General features: G+C 65.9%; 16 protein-coding genes and 1 pseudogene. 6 read left to right on the top strand and 11 right to left on the bottom strand.

Features of this window, described 5'->3' with window-relative positions; genetic code table 11:
- Positions 1-137: 137 nt before the first annotated feature.
- Entirely contained in the window at positions 138-1,220 is a 1,083-nt protein-coding gene (locus tag ACWDUM_RS26045) for an ABC transporter ATP-binding protein (RefSeq protein WP_450136226.1), read from the top strand.
- Positions 1,221-1,414: 194 nt separating this feature from the next.
- On the opposite strand, the gene ACWDUM_RS26050 is transcribed toward ACWDUM_RS26045, so the two are convergent.
- Entirely contained in the window at positions 1,415-2,092 is a 678-nt protein-coding gene (locus ACWDUM_RS26050) for an HAD family hydrolase (RefSeq protein ID WP_450136227.1), read from the bottom strand.
- A complete protein-coding gene (locus ACWDUM_RS26055; protein WP_450136228.1) occupies positions 2,092-2,919 on the bottom strand; it encodes a DeoR/GlpR family DNA-binding transcription regulator in 828 nt (275 codons plus the stop codon). The genes ACWDUM_RS26050 and ACWDUM_RS26055 overlap by 1 nt, the downstream gene beginning before the upstream one ends.
- Positions 2,920-3,230: 311 nt before the next feature.
- Here ACWDUM_RS26055 and ACWDUM_RS26060 point away from each other — a divergent pair, with 311 nt between their 5' ends.
- Genes ACWDUM_RS26060 through ACWDUM_RS26075 form a run of 4 tightly spaced genes read left to right on the top strand, consistent with a single transcriptional unit; the run spans position 3,231 to position 7,228 of the window.
- Positions 3,231-4,211: a carbohydrate ABC transporter permease gene (locus tag ACWDUM_RS26060; RefSeq protein ID WP_450136229.1), complete on the top strand. Its 981-nt coding sequence runs from the start codon at positions 3,231-3,233 to the stop codon at positions 4,209-4,211.
- Complete coding sequence (locus ACWDUM_RS26065) at positions 4,211-5,074, top strand: carbohydrate ABC transporter permease (RefSeq protein WP_450136230.1); 864 nt, start codon at positions 4,211-4,213, stop codon at positions 5,072-5,074. Before ACWDUM_RS26060 ends, ACWDUM_RS26065 begins: the two co-directional genes overlap by 1 nt.
- 43 nt (positions 5,075-5,117) lie before the next feature.
- The gene (locus tag ACWDUM_RS26070; RefSeq protein ID WP_450136231.1) at positions 5,118-6,485 is read left to right on the top strand and encodes an ABC transporter substrate-binding protein; all 1,368 of its coding nucleotides are present in this window, start codon (positions 5,118-5,120) and stop codon (positions 6,483-6,485) included.
- Positions 6,485-7,228: a glycerophosphodiester phosphodiesterase gene (locus tag ACWDUM_RS26075; protein ID WP_450136232.1), complete on the top strand. Its 744-nt coding sequence runs from the start codon at positions 6,485-6,487 to the stop codon at positions 7,226-7,228. The genes ACWDUM_RS26070 and ACWDUM_RS26075 overlap by 1 nt, the downstream gene beginning before the upstream one ends.
- 139 nt (positions 7,229-7,367) lie before the next feature.
- On the opposite strand, the gene ACWDUM_RS26080 is transcribed toward ACWDUM_RS26075, so the two are convergent.
- The 4 genes from ACWDUM_RS26080 to ACWDUM_RS26095 form a co-directional block, all read right to left on the bottom strand.
- Complete coding sequence (locus ACWDUM_RS26080) at positions 7,368-7,964, bottom strand: T3SS (YopN, CesT) and YbjN peptide-binding chaperone 1 (protein ID WP_450136233.1); 597 nt, start codon at positions 7,962-7,964, stop codon at positions 7,368-7,370.
- A 147-nt stretch (positions 7,965-8,111) separates the two neighbouring features.
- Positions 8,112-9,398, bottom strand: coding sequence for a T3SS (YopN, CesT) and YbjN peptide-binding chaperone 1 (locus ACWDUM_RS26085; protein ID WP_450136234.1), 1,287 nt, complete (start codon positions 9,396-9,398; stop codon positions 8,112-8,114).
- A 205-nt stretch (positions 9,399-9,603) separates the two neighbouring features.
- The gene (locus ACWDUM_RS26090; RefSeq protein WP_450136235.1) at positions 9,604-10,308 is read right to left on the bottom strand and encodes a hypothetical protein; all 705 of its coding nucleotides are present in this window, start codon (positions 10,306-10,308) and stop codon (positions 9,604-9,606) included.
- Between the two features lie 303 nt (positions 10,309-10,611).
- Complete coding sequence (locus ACWDUM_RS26095) at positions 10,612-13,686, bottom strand: DUF3427 domain-containing protein (RefSeq protein ID WP_450136236.1); 3,075 nt, start codon at positions 13,684-13,686, stop codon at positions 10,612-10,614.
- Positions 13,687-14,381: 695 nt separating this feature from the next.
- On the opposite strand from ACWDUM_RS26095, the gene ACWDUM_RS26100 reads away from it, so the two are divergent.
- Positions 14,382-15,233 (top strand): abortive infection system antitoxin AbiGi family protein, encoded by an 852-nt coding sequence (locus ACWDUM_RS26100; RefSeq protein ID WP_450136237.1) that lies wholly within the window; start codon positions 14,382-14,384, stop codon positions 15,231-15,233.
- 683 nt (positions 15,234-15,916) lie between these two features.
- Here ACWDUM_RS26100 and ACWDUM_RS26105 read toward each other — a convergent pair.
- The 5 genes and pseudogenes from ACWDUM_RS26105 to ACWDUM_RS26125 all read right to left on the bottom strand — a co-directional run bounded on the left by ACWDUM_RS26105 (position 15,917) and on the right by ACWDUM_RS26125 (position 23,517).
- Positions 15,917-17,707 carry a GmrSD restriction endonuclease domain-containing protein gene (locus tag ACWDUM_RS26105; protein ID WP_450136238.1) on the bottom strand — a complete coding sequence of 597 codons (1,791 nt, stop codon included), beginning with the start codon at positions 17,705-17,707 and terminating at the stop codon, positions 15,917-15,919.
- Between the two features lie 80 nt (positions 17,708-17,787).
- Positions 17,788-18,002: pseudogene (locus tag ACWDUM_RS26110) on the bottom strand (3'-5' exonuclease); the annotation flags it as partial.
- A gap of 626 nt (positions 18,003-18,628) precedes the next feature.
- Positions 18,629-20,776, bottom strand: a complete 2,148-nt coding sequence (gene brxL, locus ACWDUM_RS26115) for a BREX system Lon protease-like protein BrxL (RefSeq protein ID WP_450136239.1) — start codon at positions 20,774-20,776, stop codon at positions 18,629-18,631.
- Positions 20,776-23,280 carry a BREX-1 system phosphatase PglZ type A gene (gene pglZ / locus ACWDUM_RS26120; protein ID WP_450136240.1) on the bottom strand — a complete coding sequence of 835 codons (2,505 nt, stop codon included), beginning with the start codon at positions 23,278-23,280 and terminating at the stop codon, positions 20,776-20,778. The genes brxL and pglZ overlap by 1 nt, the downstream gene beginning before the upstream one ends.
- A gap of 3 nt (positions 23,281-23,283) precedes the next feature.
- Positions 23,284-23,517, bottom strand: coding sequence for a DUF1016 N-terminal domain-containing protein (locus ACWDUM_RS26125; protein WP_450136241.1), 234 nt, complete (start codon positions 23,515-23,517; stop codon positions 23,284-23,286).
- Between the last annotated feature and the right edge of the window lie 23 nt (positions 23,518-23,540).

Here is a 23,540-nt window from a genome sequence, read left to right on the forward strand (position 1 = left end):
GGTCGGTGGGTGCTGTTCGCCCCCGTGACCCCTCGCGACCACATGGCGTTCACGTCGGCGCGATGCAATGGCGGCCGGGCATCTCGCCCCCTCACCACGGATCGTCGGGCACGTTCCTGCCCGTGAAAGGACACCCCATGGCCACCGTCACCTTCGACGGCCTCACCCGTCGCTACCCCGGAGCCGACCGCCCCGCCGTCGACGCCCTCGACCTGGACATCGCCGACGGCGAATTCCTCGTCCTGGTCGGACCTTCCGGCTGCGGCAAGACCACCTCACTGCGCATGCTCGCCGGGCTGGAGGACGTCGACGACGGCCGTCTGCTGATCGGGGACCGCGATGTCACCGACGTGGACGCGAAGGACAGGGACATCGCGATGGTGTTCCAGAACTACGCCCTGTACCCGCACATGACGGTCGCGGAGAACATGGGCTTCGCGCTGAAGATCGCCCGGACGCCGAAGGACGAGATCGCGCGGCGGGTGCGGGAGGCGGCGCAGATGCTCGACCTCGAGCCGTACCTGGACCGCAAGCCGAAGGCCCTGTCGGGCGGTCAGCGGCAGCGCGTCGCCATGGGGCGTGCGATCGTGCGGCAGCCGCAGGTGTTCCTGATGGACGAGCCGCTGTCGAACCTCGACGCGAAACTGCGTGTGCAGACCCGCAATCAGATCGCGCAGCTCACCCGGCGGCTCGGCGTCACCACCCTGTACGTCACCCACGACCAGGTCGAGGCGATGACGATGGGGGACCGGGTCGCGGTGCTCGACGGGGGAGTCCTGCAGCAGGTGGACACACCCCGCAACCTGTACCTGCGTCCGGCGAACCGGTTCGTCGCCGGCTTCATCGGCTCCCCGGCGATGAGCCTGCTCGACCTGCCGCTGACCGACGGCGGCGCCGACCTCGCCGGGCTCACCGTGCCGATCGCGCGCGGCGTCCTCGACGCCGCCTCGGCACGGTCGGTGACGGTCGGCGTGCGGCCCGAGTCGCTGCGCCTGTGCACCGAGGGCACCGGCGTGGAGATGCGGGTGGACGTCGTCGAGGAACTCGGCGCCGACGCCTTCGTCTACGGCCACGTCCGCGTCGGCGACAGGCGCCACGACCTGACCGTGCGGATGGAGGGCCACCGGTCGATGCCGATCGGCTCGACGATCCGGGTGCGCCCCGAACCCGACGCGGTACACGTGTTCGACCACGAGAGCGGGATGCGCCTGAGCGCGTGAACGAGGGGAGGGGCCGTCCCGAGCGGGGCGGCCCCTCCTGCGTCCGCCCCTCCCTCGCCGACCACCCCTTCACCGACCGCCCCTTTTTGCTGACCGAATGTGGGATTCGGTCAGTTGAACTGTCCGAGTCCCACATTCGGTCAGGCGGGGAGGGGAGAGGGGCGGTCGGGCGCCGGGCGGCCGAAGTGCCGGGCTCAGCCGGCGACGAGCTCGTGCAGATGCGCGGCCATGCGGCCGGCCAGGGTGGGCCAGAGGGTGTGCCCCGAATCCGCGGGCAGCGGAACCATGTTGGGGACGCCGATCGTCACCACCCCGGACGCCTTCGCCGACGCCAGCCCCGGCAGGGAGTCCTCGATCGCGACCACCCGGTCGTGGGTGACGGAGGCCCGCGTGCCGCGGAGCTTCTCGACGGCCAGGAGGTACGGCTCCGGGTGCGGCTTGCCGCGGGTGACCATGTCGCCGGTGACCAGGAACTCGAACGTGCCCGCGGGCAGCAGACGGTCGATCTCCGCGGCCAGGGGACGCTCGCTCATCGTCACCAGCGCGCACGGGATGCCGGCGGCGCGGACGTCGGCGAGCAGTTCACGCGCCCCGGGACGCCACGGCACCTCGGCCCGCACCTGGGCGATCACCGACGCGAGCAGCGTGTCGATGATCTCGCGGATCCCGAGGTCGACCCCCGCCGCCCGGATCACGGCCGCCGAGTCGGGCAGCGCGTTCCCGACGAGGGCGGTCGCCTGCTCGTGGCTCCACGGAATCCCGTGCGCGGCCAGCAACTCCGTCTCCGCCCGGAACCAGTACGGCTCGGTGTCGACGAGCGTTCCGTCCATGTCCCACAGCACCGCCTGCACGGCGGTGTCGAGCTCGATCACTACTTCTCCTCATCTGGTGAAAATGGTTGGTGCACGGTGTCCTCCGGGTCGGCGACCGTCACGGTCACGCCCCGGGAGCGCAGAGAGTCGAGCAGGTCCGCGGGGGCGGCCGTGTCGGTGACGAGGTCGTCGATCGACGACCAGTCCGACACCAGGCGCAGCGACGTCCCGGCGAGCTTGCTCGCATCCATCAGGAGCACGCGACGGCGCGCGGACCGGATCATCTCGGTCTTGACCGCGACGATCGACTCCTCCTGGTGGTAGGTGCCGTCCGGGTCTGCGGTCGTCGTGGAGAAGAACACCGTGTCGACTCGCACGCCGCGGATGGCCGACGCGGCGGCCACCCCGAGGAACGACTCGTGGCCGACGTCGTAGGTGCCGCCGATCGCGGTCAGCGCCGCCCGCCCGTCCGCCGCGATGCGCGACATCGCCGGCAGGTAGTTGGTGACGATGTGCAGGTCCTCGACGTCGAGCAGGTGGTCCAGCATGGAGGCCGCGGTCGTCGAATCATCCAGCAGCACCGACTGGCCGGGCTCCACGAGCCGCGATGCGGCCGCGGCGATGGCCCGCTTCTGCGGCACCGCGATCAGCCGGCGCAGCGTCGCCGCGATCTCGTACGTGCTGGTGCGCTGGACGCTGACGCCGCCCCGGAACTTGCGGACGACGCCGCGCCGCTGCAGCTCGTCCAGGTCGCGGTGCACCGTCATCAGCGACACCCCGAATCGGGCGGCCAGCGCCTGCGCCGACGCATCCTGCTGTGCGAGTAGGCATTCGAGGATCGCGTCCAGGCGTTCCTGCCGGGTGTCGCTGATCGACCGCTGCGCCATCAACCGTCCTCACTTGTCGTCTGTGGTGGGCACCCGTTCATAACAACGCGACTGTGATGAATGGTCGGTGAACGCGCCGCGAAGCTTTCCCCGACGACCGTGGAACCGTGGGCGACCACCGTCGTGTCCCGGCACCGGTGCAGGCGTCAAAATACCTGCACAGCACCGGTATTCGGCCCGTTGAGTGTTGCTCTCGCGGTGCGAAACGGGCGCCGTTGGTGCTTTTGACCGCGCCCGGGGCGAGTGCCAACATCTGCGGTGGCCGAGCTCGTAGATAACACCCGAGTGATACCCAGGAAAGGTCTGTGGCCGTGTCCCTGACAATGCAGCGCCCCGCGGCGGCACCGACATCGATGCCGACGCCCGCGCGTGAGCCGGAGCGTGCGAGGGCGTCCGTGCGGCGCCGCGGCGGCAGCTCCCAGCGGCGCCGGCGCGAGTACCTGCTGTTCGCGCTGTTCGCCCTCCCCAACCTCGCCCTCATCGCGGTGTTCGCCTACTGGCCCGTGATCGGCAACGCCTACCTCAGCCTCACCCGCTGGGACATGATCGCGCCGAGCCCGACATTCGTCGGATTCGACAACTACGCAACGCTGCTCACCGACCCGTCGTTCCTGCGCGTGCTGCGGATCACCGCGGTGTGGGTGGTCGCGGTGGTCGGGATCAGCCTCGCGGGAGGCCTCGCCCTCGCGCTGCTCTTCGCCGCCCGGATCCCGGGGCGCCGGGTCGTCTCGGCGCTGGCGTTCTCGCCGCACATCCTGTCCGGGGCGGCGGTCGCGGCGATCTGGCTGTTCCTGTTCGACCCGAACTACGGCCTGTCCCGTGTCGTGTTCTCCGCGCTGGGGATGGACTCCCCGCACTGGACGACGTCGAGCCAGTGGGCGTTGCCCGCACTGATCATCGTCGCCGTGTGGAAGGGCGTCGGCTTCGTCGCCATCGTCTACCTCGCGGCGCTGCAATCGCTGCCCGGCGACGTACTCGAGGCCGCCCGCCTCGACGGGGCGGGGAAGTGGAAGACGTTCCGTCACATCATCTTCCCGCTTCTGTCGCCGACCACGTTCTTCCTCGCGGTCACCCAGGTCATCGGCGCCTTCCAGTCGTTCGACCTGATCGCGATGATGACCAGCGGTGGGCCCGGCGAGGCCACCACCACGCTGAGCTGGTTCATCTACTCGCAGGGCTTCATGCAGTTCAAGGCCGGCACCGCCGCGGCGGGCGCGATGATCATGTTCGTGCTGCTGCTGGTTGTCACCGCGGTCCAGATGCGGTACGTGGAGAAGAAGGTGCACTACTGATGGCCATCACGACCACCACCGAGCGGCGTGATGCCGCGACCAAACGTCGACTCCGCGGCCTTCCCGGGCTGCTGGTGTTGATCGTCGTCGGCCTGCTGTTCCTGATCCCGTTCTATTGGATGTTCAGCTCGGCGTTCAAACCGGAGGACGAGATCTACCGGTGGCCGCTGCAGTGGATCCCGTCCGAACTGGTCCTCGACCACTTCCGGCGCGCGTGGGACGCGGTGCCGTTCGGGCAGATCTTCGTGAACTCGGTGATCGTGACTGCATGCGGCGCCACCCTTAAGGTGCTCCTCGCGGTGTTCAGCGCGTATGCCTTTGCGTTCCTGAGCTTCCCGTTCAAGCGGGTGATCTTCCTGGCGGTGCTCGGCGCGCTGATGGTGCCCGGGCACGTCACCCTGCTGATGAACTACATCACCATCGGCAACCTCGGGTTGATCAACACCTATGCCGGCATCTTCCTGCCCGGGCTGGCGAGCGCGTTCGGCACCTTCCTGCTGCGGCAGCACTTCCTCGCCCTACCGAAGGAGGTGCTCGAGGCCGCCGAACTCGACGGCTGCGGGCACCTGCGCCGGCTGACCCGGTTCGTGCTGCCGATGTCCAAGCCCGCCGTCGTCACCGTCGCCCTCATCGCGGTGATCGACGAGTGGAACGACTTCATCTGGCCGCTGCTCGTCACCAACTCGCTCCAGATGCGCACGCTCCCCATCGGTTTGATGTTTCTCAAGGAATCCGAGGGCGTCGACCAGTGGGGCCCGATCATGGCAGGAACCGTCCTCGTGGTGCTGCCGATGCTCCTGCTGTTCCTGTTCGCGCAGCGGTACATCATTGCCGGCCTGGCCGGTGCCGCCGTCAAGAACTGACACCTCACCCCTCACCCCCCTCACGATCCCGAGGAGTTCCCTCATGTCCGTGTTCTCGCGTCCCGGCGCCGTGTCGCTGAGCCGCCGCCGCTTCCTGACCCTGGCCGGGATGACCGCCGCCGCGGTCCCCGTCCTCGCCGCGTGCGGCTCACCCGGCGGGTCCGGCTCCGGCGGCGGCTTCGCGCAGCCCGACGTCGCACCCCCGGCCCAGTTCGCGGGCCGCACCAACGTCGTGGTGTGGAGCCCGTGGTCCGGCACGAACCACGACGCGTTCACCGGCCTGGTCACCCGCTTCAACGAGTCGCAGTCCGACATCTACGCCGAGGTCCAGCAGTTCAAGGGCTACGACGGGGTGACGGAGAAGCTGTCGGCGGGCCTGCAGGCGAAGCAGATTCCCGAGATCGCCGTGTTCTCCGACGTGTCGTGGAACAAGTTCTTCCTCTCCAGCATGATCGAACCGCTCGACGGCTACTTCACGAGCAACTGGAACGGCGGCACCTACCACCAGCGCCTGTTCGACGAGGGCGTGGTGCGCGGCGCGTCGTACTGGGTGCCGTTCGGGCGGTCGACGCCGCTGTTCTACTTCAATCGGCAGATCTTCGCCGATGCCGGCCTGCCGGACCGGGCGCCGCAGACGTGGGACGAGTTCCGCGAGTGGGGGCACAAGGTGAACGGCCGCAGCTACCGCGGCAACAAGGTCGCCATGCGCGCCTACACCGGCGCCGACGACTGGTACCTGCAGGGCCTGCTGTGGAACTACGGCGCCGCCATGTCGAACGGCCTGGACGTGACCATCGATTCGCCCGCCGCGGTCGCCGCGGCGGAGCTCGACCGCGCGCTGATCAACGACGACAAGATGGGCTACCTGGCCCAGGACTACGCCACCGACTTCACCAACGGCCTCGCCGCCACCATCACCAACTCCACCGGCGCCCTGACCGGCCTGATGAAGGCCGACTTCGAGGTCGGTGCCGGTTTCATGCCCACCGCGCAGGCGCCCGGCGTCCCGACCGGCGGTGCGGGTCTGTCGATCCTGAAGAACGCGGACCCCGAGCGAAAGGCCGCCGCCGCCAAGCTGATCGAGTTCCTGGCGCAGGACCAGCAGGCGGCGGACTGGGCCGTCGGCACCGGCTACCTGCCCGCGACGCCGGGCGCGACCGCGTCGGCAGTGGTGACCAAGAAGATCGCGGAGAGCCCCAACTACGGGCTCGCGGTGAAGCAACTCGACATCGCCCGGCAGCCCGACCCGGTCCGCCGGTACGTGTCCTCGACGATCATCGAGGCCCGCAACGCCATGCAGAAGATGTACACCGAGAACGCCGACCCGGCGACGGTGCTGTCCGCCGCCGCCAAGGTGATCCGCAAGGACACCGAAGATATCCGTGCCCAGTACCAGGAGTTGGTGGCGTGATGACCTCGTATGCAGTGGTGGGCCACCGCGGCGCGATGGCCGAATCCCCCGAGAACACGATCGCCTCGTTCCGGCTCGCCGAGGAGATCGGCGTCCACGAACTCGAATTCGACGTCCGGCTCTCCGCCGACGGCGTGGCGATCATCGTGCACGACGCCACCCTGGACCGCCGGGCCGCCGACGAGTCCGGTCGCGACCTCGGCCCGGTCGCGGACCTGACCTTCGAGCAGATCCGGGCAGTGGATGTCGGTGCGGGGGAGCGGGTTCCGACGTTCGAGGAGGTCCTCGACGCGACCACCGTGACCCTGCAGGTGGAGATCAAGGCCACCTCGGCGGTCGACGAGGTCGCGCGGATCGTCGCGGCACGTCCCGACGACGCCCGCCGCATCCAGTTCACCAGCTTCCTTCCGGAGGCGCTGCTGCGGCTGCGCGAGCTCGCCCCGGACGTGCCGCGCGGGCTCATCACGATGGGCTACCCGGACGCCGAGCGGCACCCGGACGGGATCGAGGCGGTGCTCGAGGCTATCGGGGCGTCGACGTTCTACAGCGGCTGGGACGGGTTGACCGTCGCCGTCGTGCGGCGGCTGCAGGACGCCGGCTACGCGGTGGGTGCGTGGCCGGTCCGCAGCATCGGCGACGTGCGGCAGGGCCTGGAGTGGGGTCTGGTCAGCGGGACCGTCGACGACCCGCGCGCGGGGGTGGCGTGGCTGGCGGAGGCGCGCCAGCTCGTGCGGCAGGGCTAGGCACCGCCCGCTCCCACGTCAGGTTTCTGAGTTGAGACGCCACCGGCGCCGTCACCCACGGGTGTCGGCGCCGGTTCGGCGTTGCGATGAGAGGCGATCTGCTCGTCCGGCAGAAGCCGGAGGCAGGCCTCGGAGGAGGCTAGGCCTGCGGGGCTCCGACGGGGATGGTGTCGCCGAGGTCTCCGGAAGCACCGGCGTCGCCGCATCCGCAGTCGCCGCAGCCGCAGCCCCCGGCGCCGCATTCGCCGGCGTAGCTGTCGTCGTCGGCGTCGCAGTCGAGGGTGCCGCCGAAGCGGTCGGCGAAGTCGTCGTCCAGTTCGTGGGTGAGGTCGTGGAGTTCGTCGACGAGGTTCAGCAGGTGCTGCGGCGCGAACGGGTCCGCGTCGACGATGGTGGATGCCAGCAGGTGTCCGTCGTCGAGGACGAACCGCAGCCGCGGCCACTCGTGTGCCAGTTCGACGAGCTGCTCGGCGGCCTTCGCGGTGTCGGTGAGCCCGTCGAGGAGCGAGGACCACACGTGCAGCTGCGGGCCGTCGTCGGCGACCGTCACGAACACGCCGAAGCCGTGCACGGGGATGACGATGTCGCCGTCTTCGTCGGTTTCGGGGGCTTCACCGAGCAGTTCGGTCAGCGCCCGCACGCACAGTGCGTGCAGCTGGTCGCGGTCCTCGGTGGCGACGGCGAAGGCGCCGTCGAGCTGCAGCGGCTGGTCGTCGGTGTGGTCGTGCTCGGTCATAGCGTCCTCTTTCCGGCGCCGGCCGGGTGTGGGGCGAGGCGCTGTCTGGTGCGGGTGTGCGCGTACACCGTAGCGCGGCACGGGCGGGCGGGGTGGCCGGGTTGGTGTGCGGCTTTCCGGACCGTGAGGTCTGTGGTGGGGAGCGGTTCAGTCGAACAGGTCGGGCTGGTCGGGTTCGTGGTCGAAGAGTTCAATCTGTCGTGGTCGGCGGGGTGCGCCGAGGGTGACGAAACGCAGGGCGGCGCGGAGCGAGTCGACGGTCTGCTGCCAGCCGGCGGCCTCGTCTTCACACATCTCGCGTTCGTCGTCATCGGCGTCGTCTGATTCGTGGGCGAGGACGGTGTTGCCCCGCCACTCGATGACCTGTTCCTCACTGATCCGCAGGTATTCGAGGATGGTGTCGCGGTCGCGGCCGCACACGTCGGCGACCTGCTCGGCGTCCAGCGCGCCGATCCCGTCGGGATCCAGCTGGATCAGCGTCAGCAGACCGGCGGGCAGGTCGGGTTCGCATTCGTGGTCCGGGAACGCGGCCTCGGGTTCCGTGGCGCGCGACTCGTCGCAGAATCGGCCGCCGAGTCGCTGCGCGAACTGGTCGTCGAGGCCGCGGAGGAAGGTGGTCATCCGGTCGAGGTGGTCGCCGAACTGCTCGTGGGAGAACGGCAGCCCCGGCACGTCGATGACGGCGTTCACCTGATCGGCGGTCAGTGTGAGGCGGATGAACGCGAGCTGGGAGTTGAGGTCGGCGAGGACCTCTGCGGCGCGGGTGCGTCCGGTGACGTCGCGCAGCAGCGGCACCAGGATCCGGACCTGCGGCTCCTTGGCGTGGGGGAGCACGTACCCCGCGAATCCGTCGAGGATGACGGGGAAGTCGTTGTCCTCGTCGGTGACTGGCGGGGTGCCGAACTTCCACGCCAGCGCCCGCGCGACCGCCTCGTGCAGTTCGGTGGGGTTGGTCGGATGGTCGAGTTCGGGCAGCACCAGAGGCGCCAGCTCCTCAGGAGCGTCGGCCATCGCCGGCGTCAACGCCAACGGGCCGGCCGAGGTGCGGGCGTGCACGAAGCTGGGGTGCGGAATGCCGGCTACGTCACGCAGCATCGCCACCGCCTTCACTGCGGCGAGGTCCGCGAGCCGCTGCGGGATGCCGAGGTGGACGGTGTCGGGCTCGTCAGTGCCGACGGGCCGCCAATCACCGGTGCGTGCCAGGTCGAGGAGGTCACGGTTGTCGGCCATGCCGTCGACCCGCGCGAAGCACACCAGGTGATCCTGGGCGAGCCAGTAATCGAGCGTCACGGCCAGCTTCGAGAAGTCCGCCGACGCCGCCCCGACGATGAAGATGTCGTCGGCGCTCATCGTCGCGAGGTGGTCGGCCAGGGCCGAGCGAAACACCCGCCACGACGCGTCGACGGCCTCGTCGAACACTTCCACCTCGGACACCCGAACCCCCTGTCTTGCTGCGGTCTCCCCGGACGGTCGATGCGCTCCGCCGAGCACCTCGCGTCCTTTTTGATGACGCTATCGCGAGGCACCGACATCCTTGGCTGATCGAGCCGGCGCGACGCGGGACAGGGCCGACGATGTCGGCGGCCGGGGCTGCGGGGTGCCGATGCCGAACGCACCAGGCCCGGGCGGGCGTCGATGGTCACGCAACGGACGGCCCTCGGCGGCCGAACCGGGCGGCGATGTCGTCGAACGTTTCCTGCAGTGCGGCCTCCCGCGCCACGAATGCGGGTGGATGCAGGCCCTGCAGACCGGATGCCAGTTTGCGGTGTGGACGGATGACGTCGCTGTGCCAGGTATCGACGACTCTGCGGACGAGGTCTCGGACCTCGACAATGTTCGACGCGATCAGGACAGCGCGCGCACCGGGCTGGTCGTCGTCGTACCACCGGCTGGCGGCTGCGAGATACTCGTCGATCCACGTCGCGCAGGTGTGCAGTAGGTCCGTGCAGGAGGAGGTCTGTGCCACCAGTGCCCGGGTGCCCTTGCGGACCCCTTCGCGTGGCACCACCGGCCATCGTGAGCGGTCCAGCTCACCCGGTGGCTCCAGGACCTCGCCCCAGTAGTCGTCCTCGACTTCCAGGTCGGGGTCGTCAGCGTAGAGCGCGGCGAGATCGAGATATGCGAGGACGGCGTTGTACCCGGCGTCCCCGACCACCTCGTCGAGTTTCCTCAGGCAGTCGGTCGTGAGCACCGGGTCGAAGTCGGTCATTGCCTCGGCGATGCGGTCAATGTGTTTCGCGATCTCCCACCCGCCCTGGATGACGGTTCGCGCCAGTTCATTGGGGCGATCATCGGACTCCCACTCATCGTCCGCCGTGATCGCGTCGAAACCGTTCTGGTCCATGGCCACTCCTCGGCTCGGGTGCGGCGACGGTAACGTCAGCCCCCGACACGGATCCCACTCGCTTGAACCTCACCGGCGTCCTCTGCCGCTCCCATGCGGGCGCGTCGGTGTCGGCTGCGATTCTTGCGCGAGGCCGATCGGGAACGTTGCCGGCCAACATCACAACGGCAGGAGCGAGGCATGGGCAATCGGGCGAACATCATTGTCGTCGACCAGGGCGTCGAGTTGTACCACTCGCACTGGGCGGCCGACACGCTGCACGTCGACCTCGCGTGCCTTCCTGGCGGGGGTTCGCGGTGGTTGTCACTCGGCGACCACCGATCCGCTCTGCAGCACCTCGGCGGGCATCGGTCGCCGCAGACGCCAGGTGATCGCGATCGGCCGCTCGCCGCGATGCTCGACGTAGTCGACTTCGCTGAGTAGCAGGAAAGGCGCCGCACCGAGCTCATTGTTCGGCCTGTCTCGGACGAACAGGAGGACGTGTGTGCCCATCTCCTGGTGGTGCAGGAAGCGTTGCCCTGGGGCGGAAGCCAGTGCAGTGGAGTTCGGGGACTCCCAGTGGAACAGGTCGCGGGAGATCGGGAAATCTCGGTACATGGTGGTGGGGCTGAACTCGCCCTCGTCCTTGTGGAGGTTGACGAACAGGGCGTCGATCCCGGTCTCCGGTGCCCAGATCACACCGCCCGCCTGGCCGCGCGCGGCACGCGTCATCGATGCCCACCCGGTGGCGGCCAGCACCTCCTCGCGGCGGTAGTGGGCGTGCGTCAACAGCGGAATCGAGGCGAGCGCCGGGCTGATCGCACGCGGCACGTAAGCGATCTGCTCCACCGTCACATCGAGCAACTGTGAAATCTCCTCGCACACCGCGGGATGCGCGCGCAGGTGCTTGAAGGCGTCGTCGTAGTCGTCGAAGCCACCGCGATTCGGCCAGAGCGTGAAGAACAGCATCCGCGCCAAGGTCTGCTCCCGCTCGGACAGGTCGCCGTAGCGGGGACCAGCGACCGAGGCCATCCGGCGGTAGGCGTCCGCCCGCTCGGGGTCGTCCACGTGGGTGAGGGCGGCGATGCGGCGCAGCAGTTCGTCCTCGTCGGGGCCGGGCGGCGGCGTCGGCAGGCCGGCATCGCGTCGCAGGGCCGTCCAGCTGCCGCGGCCACTGTAGACGTCGGTCAGCTCGTGGCCGGACTCGATGAGGTACTTGGTCAGGGACGCGAGGGCATGCGAGCGGACGTCGTTGACCATCTCCTTGCGCTGGTTCAGGCGCAGCGACGCCCGCACGTTCTCGGTGACGATCTGCTGGGAGACCTTGTCCAGGATGAGCCGACTTCCGCCGGGGAGATAGGGGAAACCCTCCTCGATCTCGGTGATCAGTCGCTTGCGAGAGGAACCGGTCAGCGCGCGGTAGCGGGCGTCGAAACGGAACTCGCGCCGCTGCTGGCCGATGAAGTCGAGCACCGTCAGCACCGCCTTGCCCGCACTGCGGCGCAGGCCGCGGCCCAGCTGCTGGAGGAACACGGTGGCGCTCTGGGTGGGCCGCAGGAGCAGCAGGGTGTCGACGTCGGGGATGTCCAGGCCCTCGTTGAACAGGTCGACGGCGAACAGGCACTGCACCTCCCCGGCCCGGAGCGCGGCGAACGCCTCGGCCCGCTCGGTCCGGGTGGACCCGCCGGTTACCGCCAGAGAGCGGACACCCTGGTCGGTGAACACCCGCGCCATGTACCGGGCGTGCTCGACCGACACGCAGAACCCGAGGGCCCGCATGCGCGTCGTGTCGACGACCCGGTCGCGAATGCCCTGCAGCACCAGCCGGGTGCGGGCGTCGTTGCCGGTGTAGACGTTCGACAGCGCCGCCTGGTCGTAGCTGCCGCGGCTCCACGTCACGGCGCGCAGGTCGGTGTTGTCGGCGATGCCGAAGTAGTGGAACGGGCACAGCAGGTCCTGGTCGAGCGCATCCCACAGACGGAGCTCGTACGCGGCGCGTCCACCGAACCAGTCGAGCACGTTGCGGCCGTCGGAGCGCTCCGGGGTCGCGGTGAGTCCGAGGAGCTCGACGGGACGCAGGAAGTCCAATAGTCGCCGGTAGGTCGCGGCCTCGGCGTGGTGGAACTCGTCGACCACGACGACCGCGAACTGCTTCGTATCCAGGGTGGCGAGTGTCGCGGCGTTCAGGGATTGGACGCTGGCGAAGACGTGCTGCCACGCGGTCGGCCGGAGCCCGTCCACGAACAGTTCGCCGAAGTTTGCGTCGGACAGCACCTCCCGGTACATGCGCAGCGACTGCTCGAGAATCTCCTTCCGGTGAGCGACGAACAGCAGCGGCAGTCGGCGGCCGGCGGCGTCGGAGAGCCGGCGGTAGTCGAGGGCGGCAGCGACGGTCTTTCCGGTGCCGGTCGCGGCGACCACGAGGTTGCGGTGCCGGTCGTGCACGTCGCGTTCGACGTCGAGGGCCTCGAGGATCGCTTCCTGGTGCGGCTTCGGGCGGACCTCCAGACCGGAGAGGGTCAGCGTGACCCGGCCGGATCCGGCGCCGCCGGCCTCGGCCAGGGCACGGTCGAGGAGTTCGCCGTCGGTGGCGGGGTCGTAGTCCTTGAACGCCGGGTCGTTCCAGTAGGTGTCGAAGGTGGCCTCGAACTTGCGGATCAGCGATGGGGTGCTCACGCCGGAGATGCGCACGTTCCATTCCAGCCCGTCGAGGAGAGCGGACCGCGACAGGTTCGAGCTGCCGACGTAGCCGGTGTCGAATCCGCTGGCGCGGCGGAAAAGCCAGGCCTTGGCGTGCAGGCGCGTAGATGCGGTCTCGTAGCGGACGCGCACCTGGGCGCCGTACTTGGTGACGAGTTCGTCGACGGCGCGGCGTTCGGTGGCACCGCGGTAGGTGGTGGTCAGCACCCGCAGCGGCACACCTCGGTCGCGGATCTGCGCGAGTTGCGGTGCGAGGACGCTGATGCCGGCGAAGCGGATGAACGCGCACAGCAGGTCCACAGTGTCGGCACTCGCCAACTCGTGCGCGACCTCGCTGGCCATGTTCGGCTCGCCCCGGGCGTTGGTGAGCAGCGCGACCTCGGACAGCGGCGTCACCGGACGCGGGAGGGGCTGGTGCGACGAGGACAACTCCAGCAGTTGTTCCAGCGCGGGGAGGCGCTCGTCGACGGCACCGAGACCCGACAGCACCCGGTTGGCCAGCTCCCGCCGCGCCTCCGGCTCGGCGATGTCCTCCAGCATGCGGGTCACCGCGTCGGCGATGTGCCGGCCGAGGACGTGCGGCGAATCTCCCTTCGGGATCTCCGCGAACTGCGGCGACAGGTCGGTGTGCTGCAGCTGGGCATCGAGGCGGTCGGTGCGCAGGAGTTCGTAGATTCCCTCGGGGAGTGCGTCGGTCACTGAGGTAGTCGATCACAGCGAGATGGTTTCTATCCAGGTGGCGACGTTAGACAGGGTGGAGTCGTTAGCCGCTTACGGGGAGCGGATTCTGGCGGTGTGGCATGGTGATGCAGAGCACCGGGGACGACAGAGAAGGAGAGAGTGGTGCTGTCGCTGTGCGCGTCGCTGCTCGTGGACCATCGACGCTTCAAAAGCGCCGGCGCCCAGCGCCCACCGCGCCGGCCAGTGGGGTTCGGTCGACGAGTGACAGCAACGATGGACTGAACTCGGTCTCAAACAGCGGAAGATCGCCGAACGCGACGGGCTGCACTTTCCGTACTGCGCCAGATCCAAGGGCGGGTGCCGCGACGCTGCACATACCCAGGAAGGTCGTGGCAGGGCTGGAGATCGACCCGGGGTGCTGATGAGTGGACTTCACGATCCGTGAGACAAAGTGTGACCTGGCTGCACGTGCCCCGCTTATCTGCTCCCGGCTGGCTGCAACAATCGGATGTCGTCCGGTGGAGCTTCTCGGCAACCGACCTGATGGCCGCCCACTGTGAGGAGTGCTCGGGACGGACCTCGGCGACCATCCGCACAGCCCGTTCACGCAACTCGGCCGGGTACCTCTGCGAACCTGACATGACTCCATCCTTCCCAAGAGATGAAGTCTCCGGACTCACCGAGGCGGTTCAGTCAGCCTGTAGGCTCTGCTCGTGACGAGTCCGGTACAAGTCCCAAGCCACCTGCTGAACCCGGTCTCGGGTGACATGAGCGACTACGTCGTGCACTTCACTGATGCCCAAGCAATCCTCGGGAAGATCCTTGGGACTGGCTGTCTGAAGGCGTCTGGGCCCTTCGGCTTCAGCTACTACCGGACCATCAAGCAGGTGGCCGCTGGACACCACTCGGTCTGCCTCAGCGAAATCCCCCTCGACCAGATCCAGCGGCTGACCCACCGACACGGCCACTACGGCATCGGGTTCACCAAGGACTTCATTCGGTCGAAGCAGGGTGCTCGCGTTTGGTACCTCGATGAGGGCACCGTGCAAGCGGCAACGATGCGCACCCAACTCGACGCATTGGTAGCTGACGCTGACTTCACCCATCCGATGTGGGACCTGACGCCCTTTGTGGATCTCGTGATGCCAAGCAAGCGTTTCGTCTTCGACTGGGAACGCGAGTGGCGCGTGCGCGGGGATCTTGAGTTCACGCTCGCTGATGTTGCCTTCGTGGTCACACCCAACGGCATTGATGAACTCCCTGCACTAGAAGGCCTGTACTTCCACCCCAAGCACGAGCTCATCGTTGCAGCCACGACTCAGCCACTAGAGGATTACGTGGAGGATCTGATCCAGCAGTTCCTACAGACCTTCGAGAATCCCATTTGCCTGCCAGTGGATGGGGGCGAGTACGTGTGGATCGTTGACGAGTGGCAGACAGAAGAGGCGGTCGATGACCTCTTCTTCGAAGTGCAGAAGACCATCCGCGAGGAGCTGGTGGACTACCTCAACAGCGAAAGCTCGTCATGGGTTAGGTCCGAAGAGCTCGGACACATCTACGAGTAGCCGTCGGCTACTCCTCCCCACAGTCCCATCGTTGGGTCGCTGAATCTCTAGCCCTTGATCCGCCGCATACCAGTCAAGGATGCGGAGGGAGGTCAGGAACCGCTCGCGGACACCCTTCTTGGAAGCGGTGCGGTGATGATCGGCAGCATCAAGCATGTTGTGGAACTTGCGCTCAATGAGCGCTGCGTCAGTCGGCGGGTAGACACGCAACAGCCAAGGATCTTCAGGCAAAGCCATTGTGCGCTGCTGGTCAACGCGGGAGAACACATCGATTACCCCGGTCCACTACGCTGCATCACGCAGCCGCCGGCACCTACCTGTGGCCTGCGAGATCGACCGAGATCGGTTTTGATCACAACCTGGCTCCGGAACCAGGTGGACCGACTATCGGGGACCTGCCACGGTGTCTGCCACGGCTCGTTCCGCTGACGTTCCGTCTGGCTGCCGAATATCGCTTGCAGAAAGTACTCTGAGGTCCCTTCGATCACTCCGTTCGCCGGTACCGGTGCCGCATTCTTCGGTGCCCAAACGCTCGATCGCGGCTGATACATCGTGCGCGCTCGATGACGTGTTCACTGACGATCTCGATCTCGATCCGCTACCTGCACCGTCGCGCGCCCCGGCCGATCTGCGTGAGGCGGCGATGCTCATGCCGCGAAGCCGATTTCCGGGTTGCGTCGCCGTCAGAGTTGTTCGAAATGTGCTCTGATGGTGCCCGCTATCAACTTCCTTCGATGCCCCAGGAACTCGAGGTACGAACCTGATGTTGTCGTCTCCAGGTTCGCTGGAATCGCGTTCTCGGCAAGGTTCTTCGCGAGATCGGACTGGTCGATGATCTCCCCTAGTGTGAGTTCACCGGAACCAATCTGGTCTGCAACCTCCGCCATGTAGCTGGTGGGAGGTCGGTTCCCGATGCTGATGTTAATTGACGTCTCGGTCAGAGCGAGGTTCGCAACCTGGTTGTAGTGCACACGATCGGTGTAGCCATTCTTGCGGAGATAGTCCTTCGGCAGGATGTGGTGGATGTCGCCCGATTGCTGATGCATGGCTGCCGCTGTAATGCTCTTCGACAGAAAGCCTCGGGCGCCACGGGCAACCTGCGCTGCGAGAAATGTCTGAAAGAACGGGCTCGCCGTACTGGTCGTCTCGAGCGCGGCGGGAAGAGCGACAGTCCAAAACCCGTCAGTGAGCTCAGATTCCTCGATCTGCTTGAGGTAGGTAGCTGCGCCGAGGGAATCGATCCGGCGGATATCTTGCTCCCACGTCGACTCGAAGCTTCCCGAATGGCGCCCGGTGAGCATCGACATGACGAACCAGCGGCGAACTATTCGCTTCCTCTCTCCTTCCTGCATCGAGCTGTCCGCGCGAAGTCTCAGGTACAGTGCGTACGCGAAGTTCAGGGCGTTCCTCGAGCCGATCATGTCCGAGCTGATGTAGCCAGCAGACTTGATGGTCATGATGAAGTTTTCGAAGTGATACTTCTTCACGATCTCCAGCAGCGCTGATTCGAGCCGGTCATAGGCCACCGGCACACGGTCGGTATCGATCTTCCTGGTATCGGGATCGCGGCCGGAAAGTTCGCTCACGATCGACGACGCTTTGCCTCGGCTGAAGCCGACAAGCCCAGCGACCCGAATGACGTCACCGTAGGACGGATCGTACAAGTCCTCGGAGTCGTCCTTGAGCCATGAAATCGCTTTCAAGTACGGGCTTTCCGCAAACTCGCTGTCGTTGTCCTTGATATCAGGGTACGAATGCGGCGCAACCGCGAGGTGGCAGAAGTAGTCGATCAGCTTCCTGATATTTCGTCCCCGTGGTCCGTACGACGCGACCTTGCTCATAACGAAGTCGGCACTGCTGAGCGGCACGCCCTTGGAGTTGATGCGAATGAAGATCTCCGAGACCGTCTCGACGTCGAGGTCGTCGTTCAGTGCGATGATGCCGATTTGGGCGTTCTTGATCGCTTCAAGACGTGCGATGTTTGCCTCGACGGTCGAGGCGTCGGCGGAGGGATTCGATTCGAAGTAGGCCTTCACGAATCCGTAGGTCGAAGCTGCATTGAAGAGTTCGCTGACGTCCGAGATCCACTCGGGGTTCTTGCGAATGACCGGTGTGAGTGTCGCGAATTCTTCTGTTGCCGGATTGAACGCGATAGTGATGCGAACAGACTTGTATCGCTTGTTGATGACAGGGAGACCTGCGATCGCTGCGCGAAGCGCAGTGATCCGCTGCTGGCCGTCGATAAGGATCTGTTGATGCGCTGCGGTCTGGCCACCCTTGAGATGCGCGCCGACAGACTGCCAAGTGATGAGGTAGCCAACGGGGTAGCCCTTGTACAGAGAATCGAGAAGGTCGCGAACCTTCACGCTGTCCCACACGAAGGGGCGCTGCAGCTCCGGAATCGCGATGCTTTCGCGGCGGACGTCTTCCAGCAGCTGGGTGACCGCTGATTGGGTAACGCGATATTTCGTCACGGTGACCTACCCCTGTCTGGAGCTGGTGCTGCATGCTCCGGAAGTTTGACGCTGCAAGACTCAGTTATTCCTGTTCCGATTCAGGTAGCCGAGCCACCCAACAATTCCGACTTCTTCCCACTCCACGTCACGACGAGCTCGTCCCGCCCGGCTTGCAGCAACGTACAGCAGCGACCGCTCCCGCAGCAGCGCCTCTGCCTGTTCCTCCGGGAACGGACTTGAGCGAGGCAGCGGAGGGAACGTGGGCGTCGTCGCCGGCGGCGAGGATGACGCGGGAGGACTCCGTCCCTTTGGAGTCAGAATCCTCAGCGGAGCCGAGTACAAGGACCTCGAACAAGACGACGAGTCCACCGCCGAATACAGGCCCGCTCGGAGCGGACCGAGGCATCGCCTTGCCGTTCGATGCAATGACCAGATTCGCCACCTATACCACCCCGATCCTCTTGAGTGCTTCCACGATCCGCCCCGCACCCGGTGGGCATTTTCGTCCACCCCAGCTGGGACATCGTATTGGTCAGCTCCGACTGTCCTTCCGGCACCTTGCCGACGCGGATGTCGGCCCAGGCGAGATCGATCACGTCGCCCATCTTCGGTTTCGTAGCCGAGCGCCGGTGCCGGCAGTTCGATGCCGGACTCGGCCAGCGCCAGCACGAGTGCCCTCTCCGCGTCGGAGACCGCGCTGTCGAACACGTCTTGCCACGCGGCGGACAACTCGACGGTCTCCGAGACCGGCGGAGCGACAGGCATGCTGCTGTCGGCGTCGAGCAACCTCAGGGGCGTGACGCGGTGATGGTCGCGAGGGCACCGGTCGCGGCCATGTACAGCGCGGAGACTGTCGATTCCGTCAAATGGTGGCGAAATCCTTCGCCACCATCCACTCACGGGCGACGACGGCGGTCTCGCGCCCACAGTCGTCCACGGTCACTTCGCTTCCTGGATGTACGTCACGCCGAACGCCCGCACCTGGCGGAATTCCTGGCGCGTACTGCCGAAGTCGAACCAGCCGCCTTCTTGCTTCTGAAAGATGTCGAGGCCACGGCCGAGGTTGATGCGCCAGCCGTTGTCCGCGCGGATCCACCGGTCGTGACCGCCCGGGTCTTTGGCCACCTCAACCTTGATGCCCTGTTGGTCAGCTCCCTGAATGATCTGACTGAGCATCTGCAACTGCCTCTTCTGGTAATCCGGATCGGATTCGAGCACGGTGAACAATTTGACTGTCACCTCGTCGGCGGGATCCTTGGCTGCGGCGATCAGGGCCAACAACTCGACAAGGTTCCGCCCTTGGTGATTCGCCCGAATGTACGGGTCGTGCAACTCGATCTCGGACGCGCCGCGCAGGTACGGCATGACCAGGGTCTCGAAGGAGATGCCGCGTTGATTCTCGACGAAATCCCGGTGCCCCTGGAATAGCTCTTCCTTGACCGGAGCCGGGACAGCCGCCGCTGCGGAGCCGGCCGCACTCGACCTGGGACCAGTCGGATCGATGCGCTCTTCATCTTCATCCACAGCGCCAGGACGGCCGCGGTGATAGTGCCTGGGGTATTCGTCTTCCTCCAGTGTGGTGACGGCTGTCCACTGACCTGCGAGGGACTGGTAGCCGAAGTTCACCGCGGCCATGGTGCTGTCGATGCGCAGGATCTGGTCCTTGACGCGCTTGCGGCCTTCGATCGCGAAGCGCAGGATCTCCTCGATCTCCTCCGCGGAGGCCTGCTCGTGCGGGTAGAGCAGCTTCATCAGGCCGGAGAATGTCTTGTGGACGGCGTCGCGGTCGCGAGTGGAAATGTCCGAGCCGAGGCTGAAGTACCGCTTGTAGCGGTCGGAGTAGTCGAGATTTCGCATCGATTTGAGGACTTCGGCGATGTAGTCGACGACGAAACCGTAACCGCTGGAGAACATCTCGCCGCGGATCGTGTCGACTTCCCAGCCGGGAATGTAGAAGTGCAGCCGGTCGAGGTAGGCCGAGTCGTGGTAGCTCTCGGGAAGTTCATCGAAGAGATCCGAGTGTTTGAGCATGTACGGCACGGTGTGCGATGTGTTGCCGACGAACACCATCGATGCCTCCGCGCCGAGCGTTTCGACGCCGCGGGAGAACGACTTGTTCGCCATGTAGTTCTTCATGATGTCGACCAGCGCCTTGTCAGTACGCTTCTTCTTGCCCGCGAACTCATCGAAAGCGACGACGTCCCAGTAGCCGACTAGGCCGAGCTTCCCGTTGGCGTTGTTGACGAACAGTTTCGGCACGGTGATCTCGCCGCCGGAGATCAGCATGCCATGCGGCGAGAACTCGGAGTAGATGTGCGATTTGCCCGTGCCCTTCGGGCCGAGTTCGACGAGGTTGTAGTTGCGTTCCACAAATGGGATCAGCCGGGTCAGCTGGAGCAGCTTCGCCCGTCGACCGAACATCTCGGGGTTGAATCCGATCGACTGGATCAGCAGGTCGATCCACTCATCGGTGCTGAGTTCGGCCCTAGCGGCAAGATAGCCGGCGTAGTCGAAGCTCGACATCTGGATCGGCTGCAAACGGCCCAGAATCCAGGGCACGACGCGGGAGTCGTCACTGTGGAAGTACTCGATGTCGCACAGACACCACACTCCACCCACCAGCAGCTTCTGGTTCGCGGTCACTGTGGTCGAATCCACGAGCACGCCGTTGATGCCGAGGTTCGCGAACGACGCCTGATAGACGTCGTCCTTCTCGTTGAGCGTCACGCTGACCCGGTCGATGATCCGGAAGCGGCCCTTCTCGCGGATCTTCGACTTCACCAGTTCCGACTCGTTGCGGTGCACGTAATGCTCGGCGAGGATCCGGCGCACCTTCTCGATGCCCTCCTGGATCGTCGCCTCGTCGTCGGTCGCGGCGAACTGCCCGAGCAGGTACTCCAACACGTACGACGGCACGATCGCATTGCCCTTGACGGCCTTGACAAGGTCCTTGCGCACGACCGTTCCGGCGAAATGAGCGTTGATCTTGCGGTCCAACGCAGTCGGCTCCGACACGGCGTCCGCAGGCCCCTCGTCGGGCGCCTGCTCGGTGAGGACATCCGTCGTCAGGTCGATGTGGTCGCTCATCAGAAATCCCATCCGTCGTCGCTCGCGAAGGCCCGTTTGATCGTGTACGGCGCGCTCTTGTACTTCTTCCACTGGTCGGTGCCCTCGATCGGCTCGGACAGCCGGAACTCGACGCTGTGGTTGTTGGCCTCGTCCGCAGCCTTACTGAGAAGCAGTGTCACACTTTGGAATCGGTCGCGTCCCGCATCACTGTTCGAGTCGAAGGTCATCTCCTGCTCGTCCGAGATCAGCGTGTCTCCGTAATAGAGGCCGGCACGCAGGCGTCGCGCGGGTTTGTGCGGCTCCACCTTGGCCGATTGGTACAGCTTGACGACGATCTGCCCGGTCGTGATCCGATCCGACTCGGGGTGGATATCGACGTTCACCGGCTCCACGGTGTCGCTGCGGCTCTTGTTGATCTGGATCACCGGTACCACGATCTCCTGCAGCGAGGCACCGCCGTGCACGAACTGATATCCGGCCCCGGGTTGCACGATCCGCTGGATCGAGTTCGGGATCTGCACTTCCAGATCACTCGACAGACCCACTTGATCGGGCTGGAAGGTCGTGAATGCTGAATCCTTCTTCAAGCCTCGACCCAGCACGTAGCGACGCTTCGACTTCACAATCTGTTCGCCCTGCGGTTTCACCGTGAGGTTGAACTGCTCGGCCAGCTTGGAACGCTGATAGAGGAACCCGTGATCGGCGGTGACGATGATGTTCGTCGCATTCGCACTCGCGAGCTTCTTGACGATGTCGATCAGTTCGCGGACCGCGTCCGCTGCCGCCGTGAATGTTCGATGCTCGGAGACGGCTTTGTCGCCGGTCGCGTCGATCGTGTCGTGGTAGACGTACAGCACCTGATTCGACGAATACAGGTCACGACGGTCGGCCGGCTTCATCTCGAGAAAATCCTTGGCCTGGACCGCTGTGCCGCCGACCGCACTGAGAATCTTGCTCCGGTTCGCGGTGCCGTCGGACTTCTGCCCGTCGACCAGTACCGGATCACCTTCCGCTGAATGCGCCAGTGTGGTGTGCGGAAGCAGTGCCGCCATACCGAGTTGCGTGTACGACGGCAGCACTCCGAGCATGGCGTCGATCGAGGCGGAGAACTTGTTCTCTCCGCGGATTCTGGTGCTCAGTTCGTCGGCCACCTCGTAGCGGAGTGCGTCGGAGACGATTACGACGGCCTTCTTGCGGCCGGTGAGAGTTGGGGCGACGAAGTGGTCGTAGAACGACGTTTGGGAGGTCAGACCGACGGTGCGCCACTGGGCGACCGTTTCGATCTGCTGCTGCCACGCCACCCCGAGCGGGGCGAGAAAATCGGTGACGTAGGCCTTCTCGACAAGCTCGGCCAGCGCCTCGATCGGCTGCTTGAACTCGGCCGTCAAATAGGCCTGGGTGAACTGTCGATACCGCTGGTCGATACGGAACCACTCGTCGCGATACCGCGTCAGGCCCTCGTCGAAGCTGGCGACGTGAAGCGCGGCGTTCCGGATCGCCGGAATCAGCTCGGCTGCCGCGCTCAGCCCCTCGTAGAGAGTCGCGTAGTCGTCGAACCAGAAGCTGTCGCGGCGCCTGGCGCTGATCGCGTCGGCGATGGCGCGGTACGACATCGTCTTCGCCATGATTCCTTCGACCAGACGCCGGATCACTTCACGCTCACTGACGTCGAAGAGGTCGGTTTCCTTCAGCGCTTCCCACGCGATCTCACCGACGCGATCGGCGTAGTCGAGGTTGCGCTCGACGGTGCTGGCCAGCGACTTCATCGCCGCGTTGCTGCGCTTTGAGTCGCGGAAGCCACGGAAGTCGAGCGCCAGGTTCCGTACCTTGTTCGACTCGCTGACGTCGAATCCCTCCATGGCACGCTGGAACATCCACAGCACCAACCCCGCCATTGTCGGCGTCTGCGACGTGAACCCATAGATGCCCGAGGCGCCGGCCCAGTAGAAGTCCGCGACGCCGTGCGAGGCGAACGCATCGAATCCGGTGGTGTCGCCTTCGGCATGCTGAATCAACAGCGTGCGGGTGAGTTCAGAGAAACTGTGTTCCTTCTGGTTCAGAAGCACCGCACACATCTGCGCCTGCACCACCGTCAAGTCGTCGCCGATCAACGGCATCGCCTTGAGTCTCGTCACGAGCTTCGCGTCATCGAAGAAGGATGAGTACTGGGCGATCAAATCCTCGGAGCCCTGCGCGGTGAGCCCGAGGTCGGACCGCATGAGCGTGCCACGATCGGCGGTGAACACCGGGCCGTAGGCCAGCTCGATGTCGAGCAGCCAGTTCCCGACGCCCTCGGGCACATTGCCGGAACGGTAGATCAAGAACTTCGCTGCCGGCTCTTCGCGCAACACCCGATGCTTGATCGCGAACTCGTTATCGACGACGCGCAGCACCGTCACGTCACCCGGAGCCAGCGTGTCGAGCTCAGTTGCATAGCCGCCGTCAGAGTCGTGCCATACGACGATGCGTCTGGAGTCGCAGCGATCCGCGAGGTGGTCGGCGATCGCGGGAATCTTACTCATTCCTCATCCTCCGTATCGCTTCGTCAATTGTGGCGACAGCATGGCCACAATCTCCTCTGCGTATCCAGCACGCTGCTTCCCGAGCACTTCGGAATCAATGAGATGCCCGATTTGCCAGTTCATCGGTGTCAGTGCCGCATTCACGCGCGCGGCGACGACAGCGCGGGTCTCCTCGATCAGCGCCGACACCCGTTCAAGCAGGTCGCCTGTGTCGTCTGGGCGCTGCAACTCAGCCATGAGACTGCAGTTTCGCCTCTCGG

It is taken from the genome of Rhodococcus sp. NPDC003322, assembly GCF_053589555.1.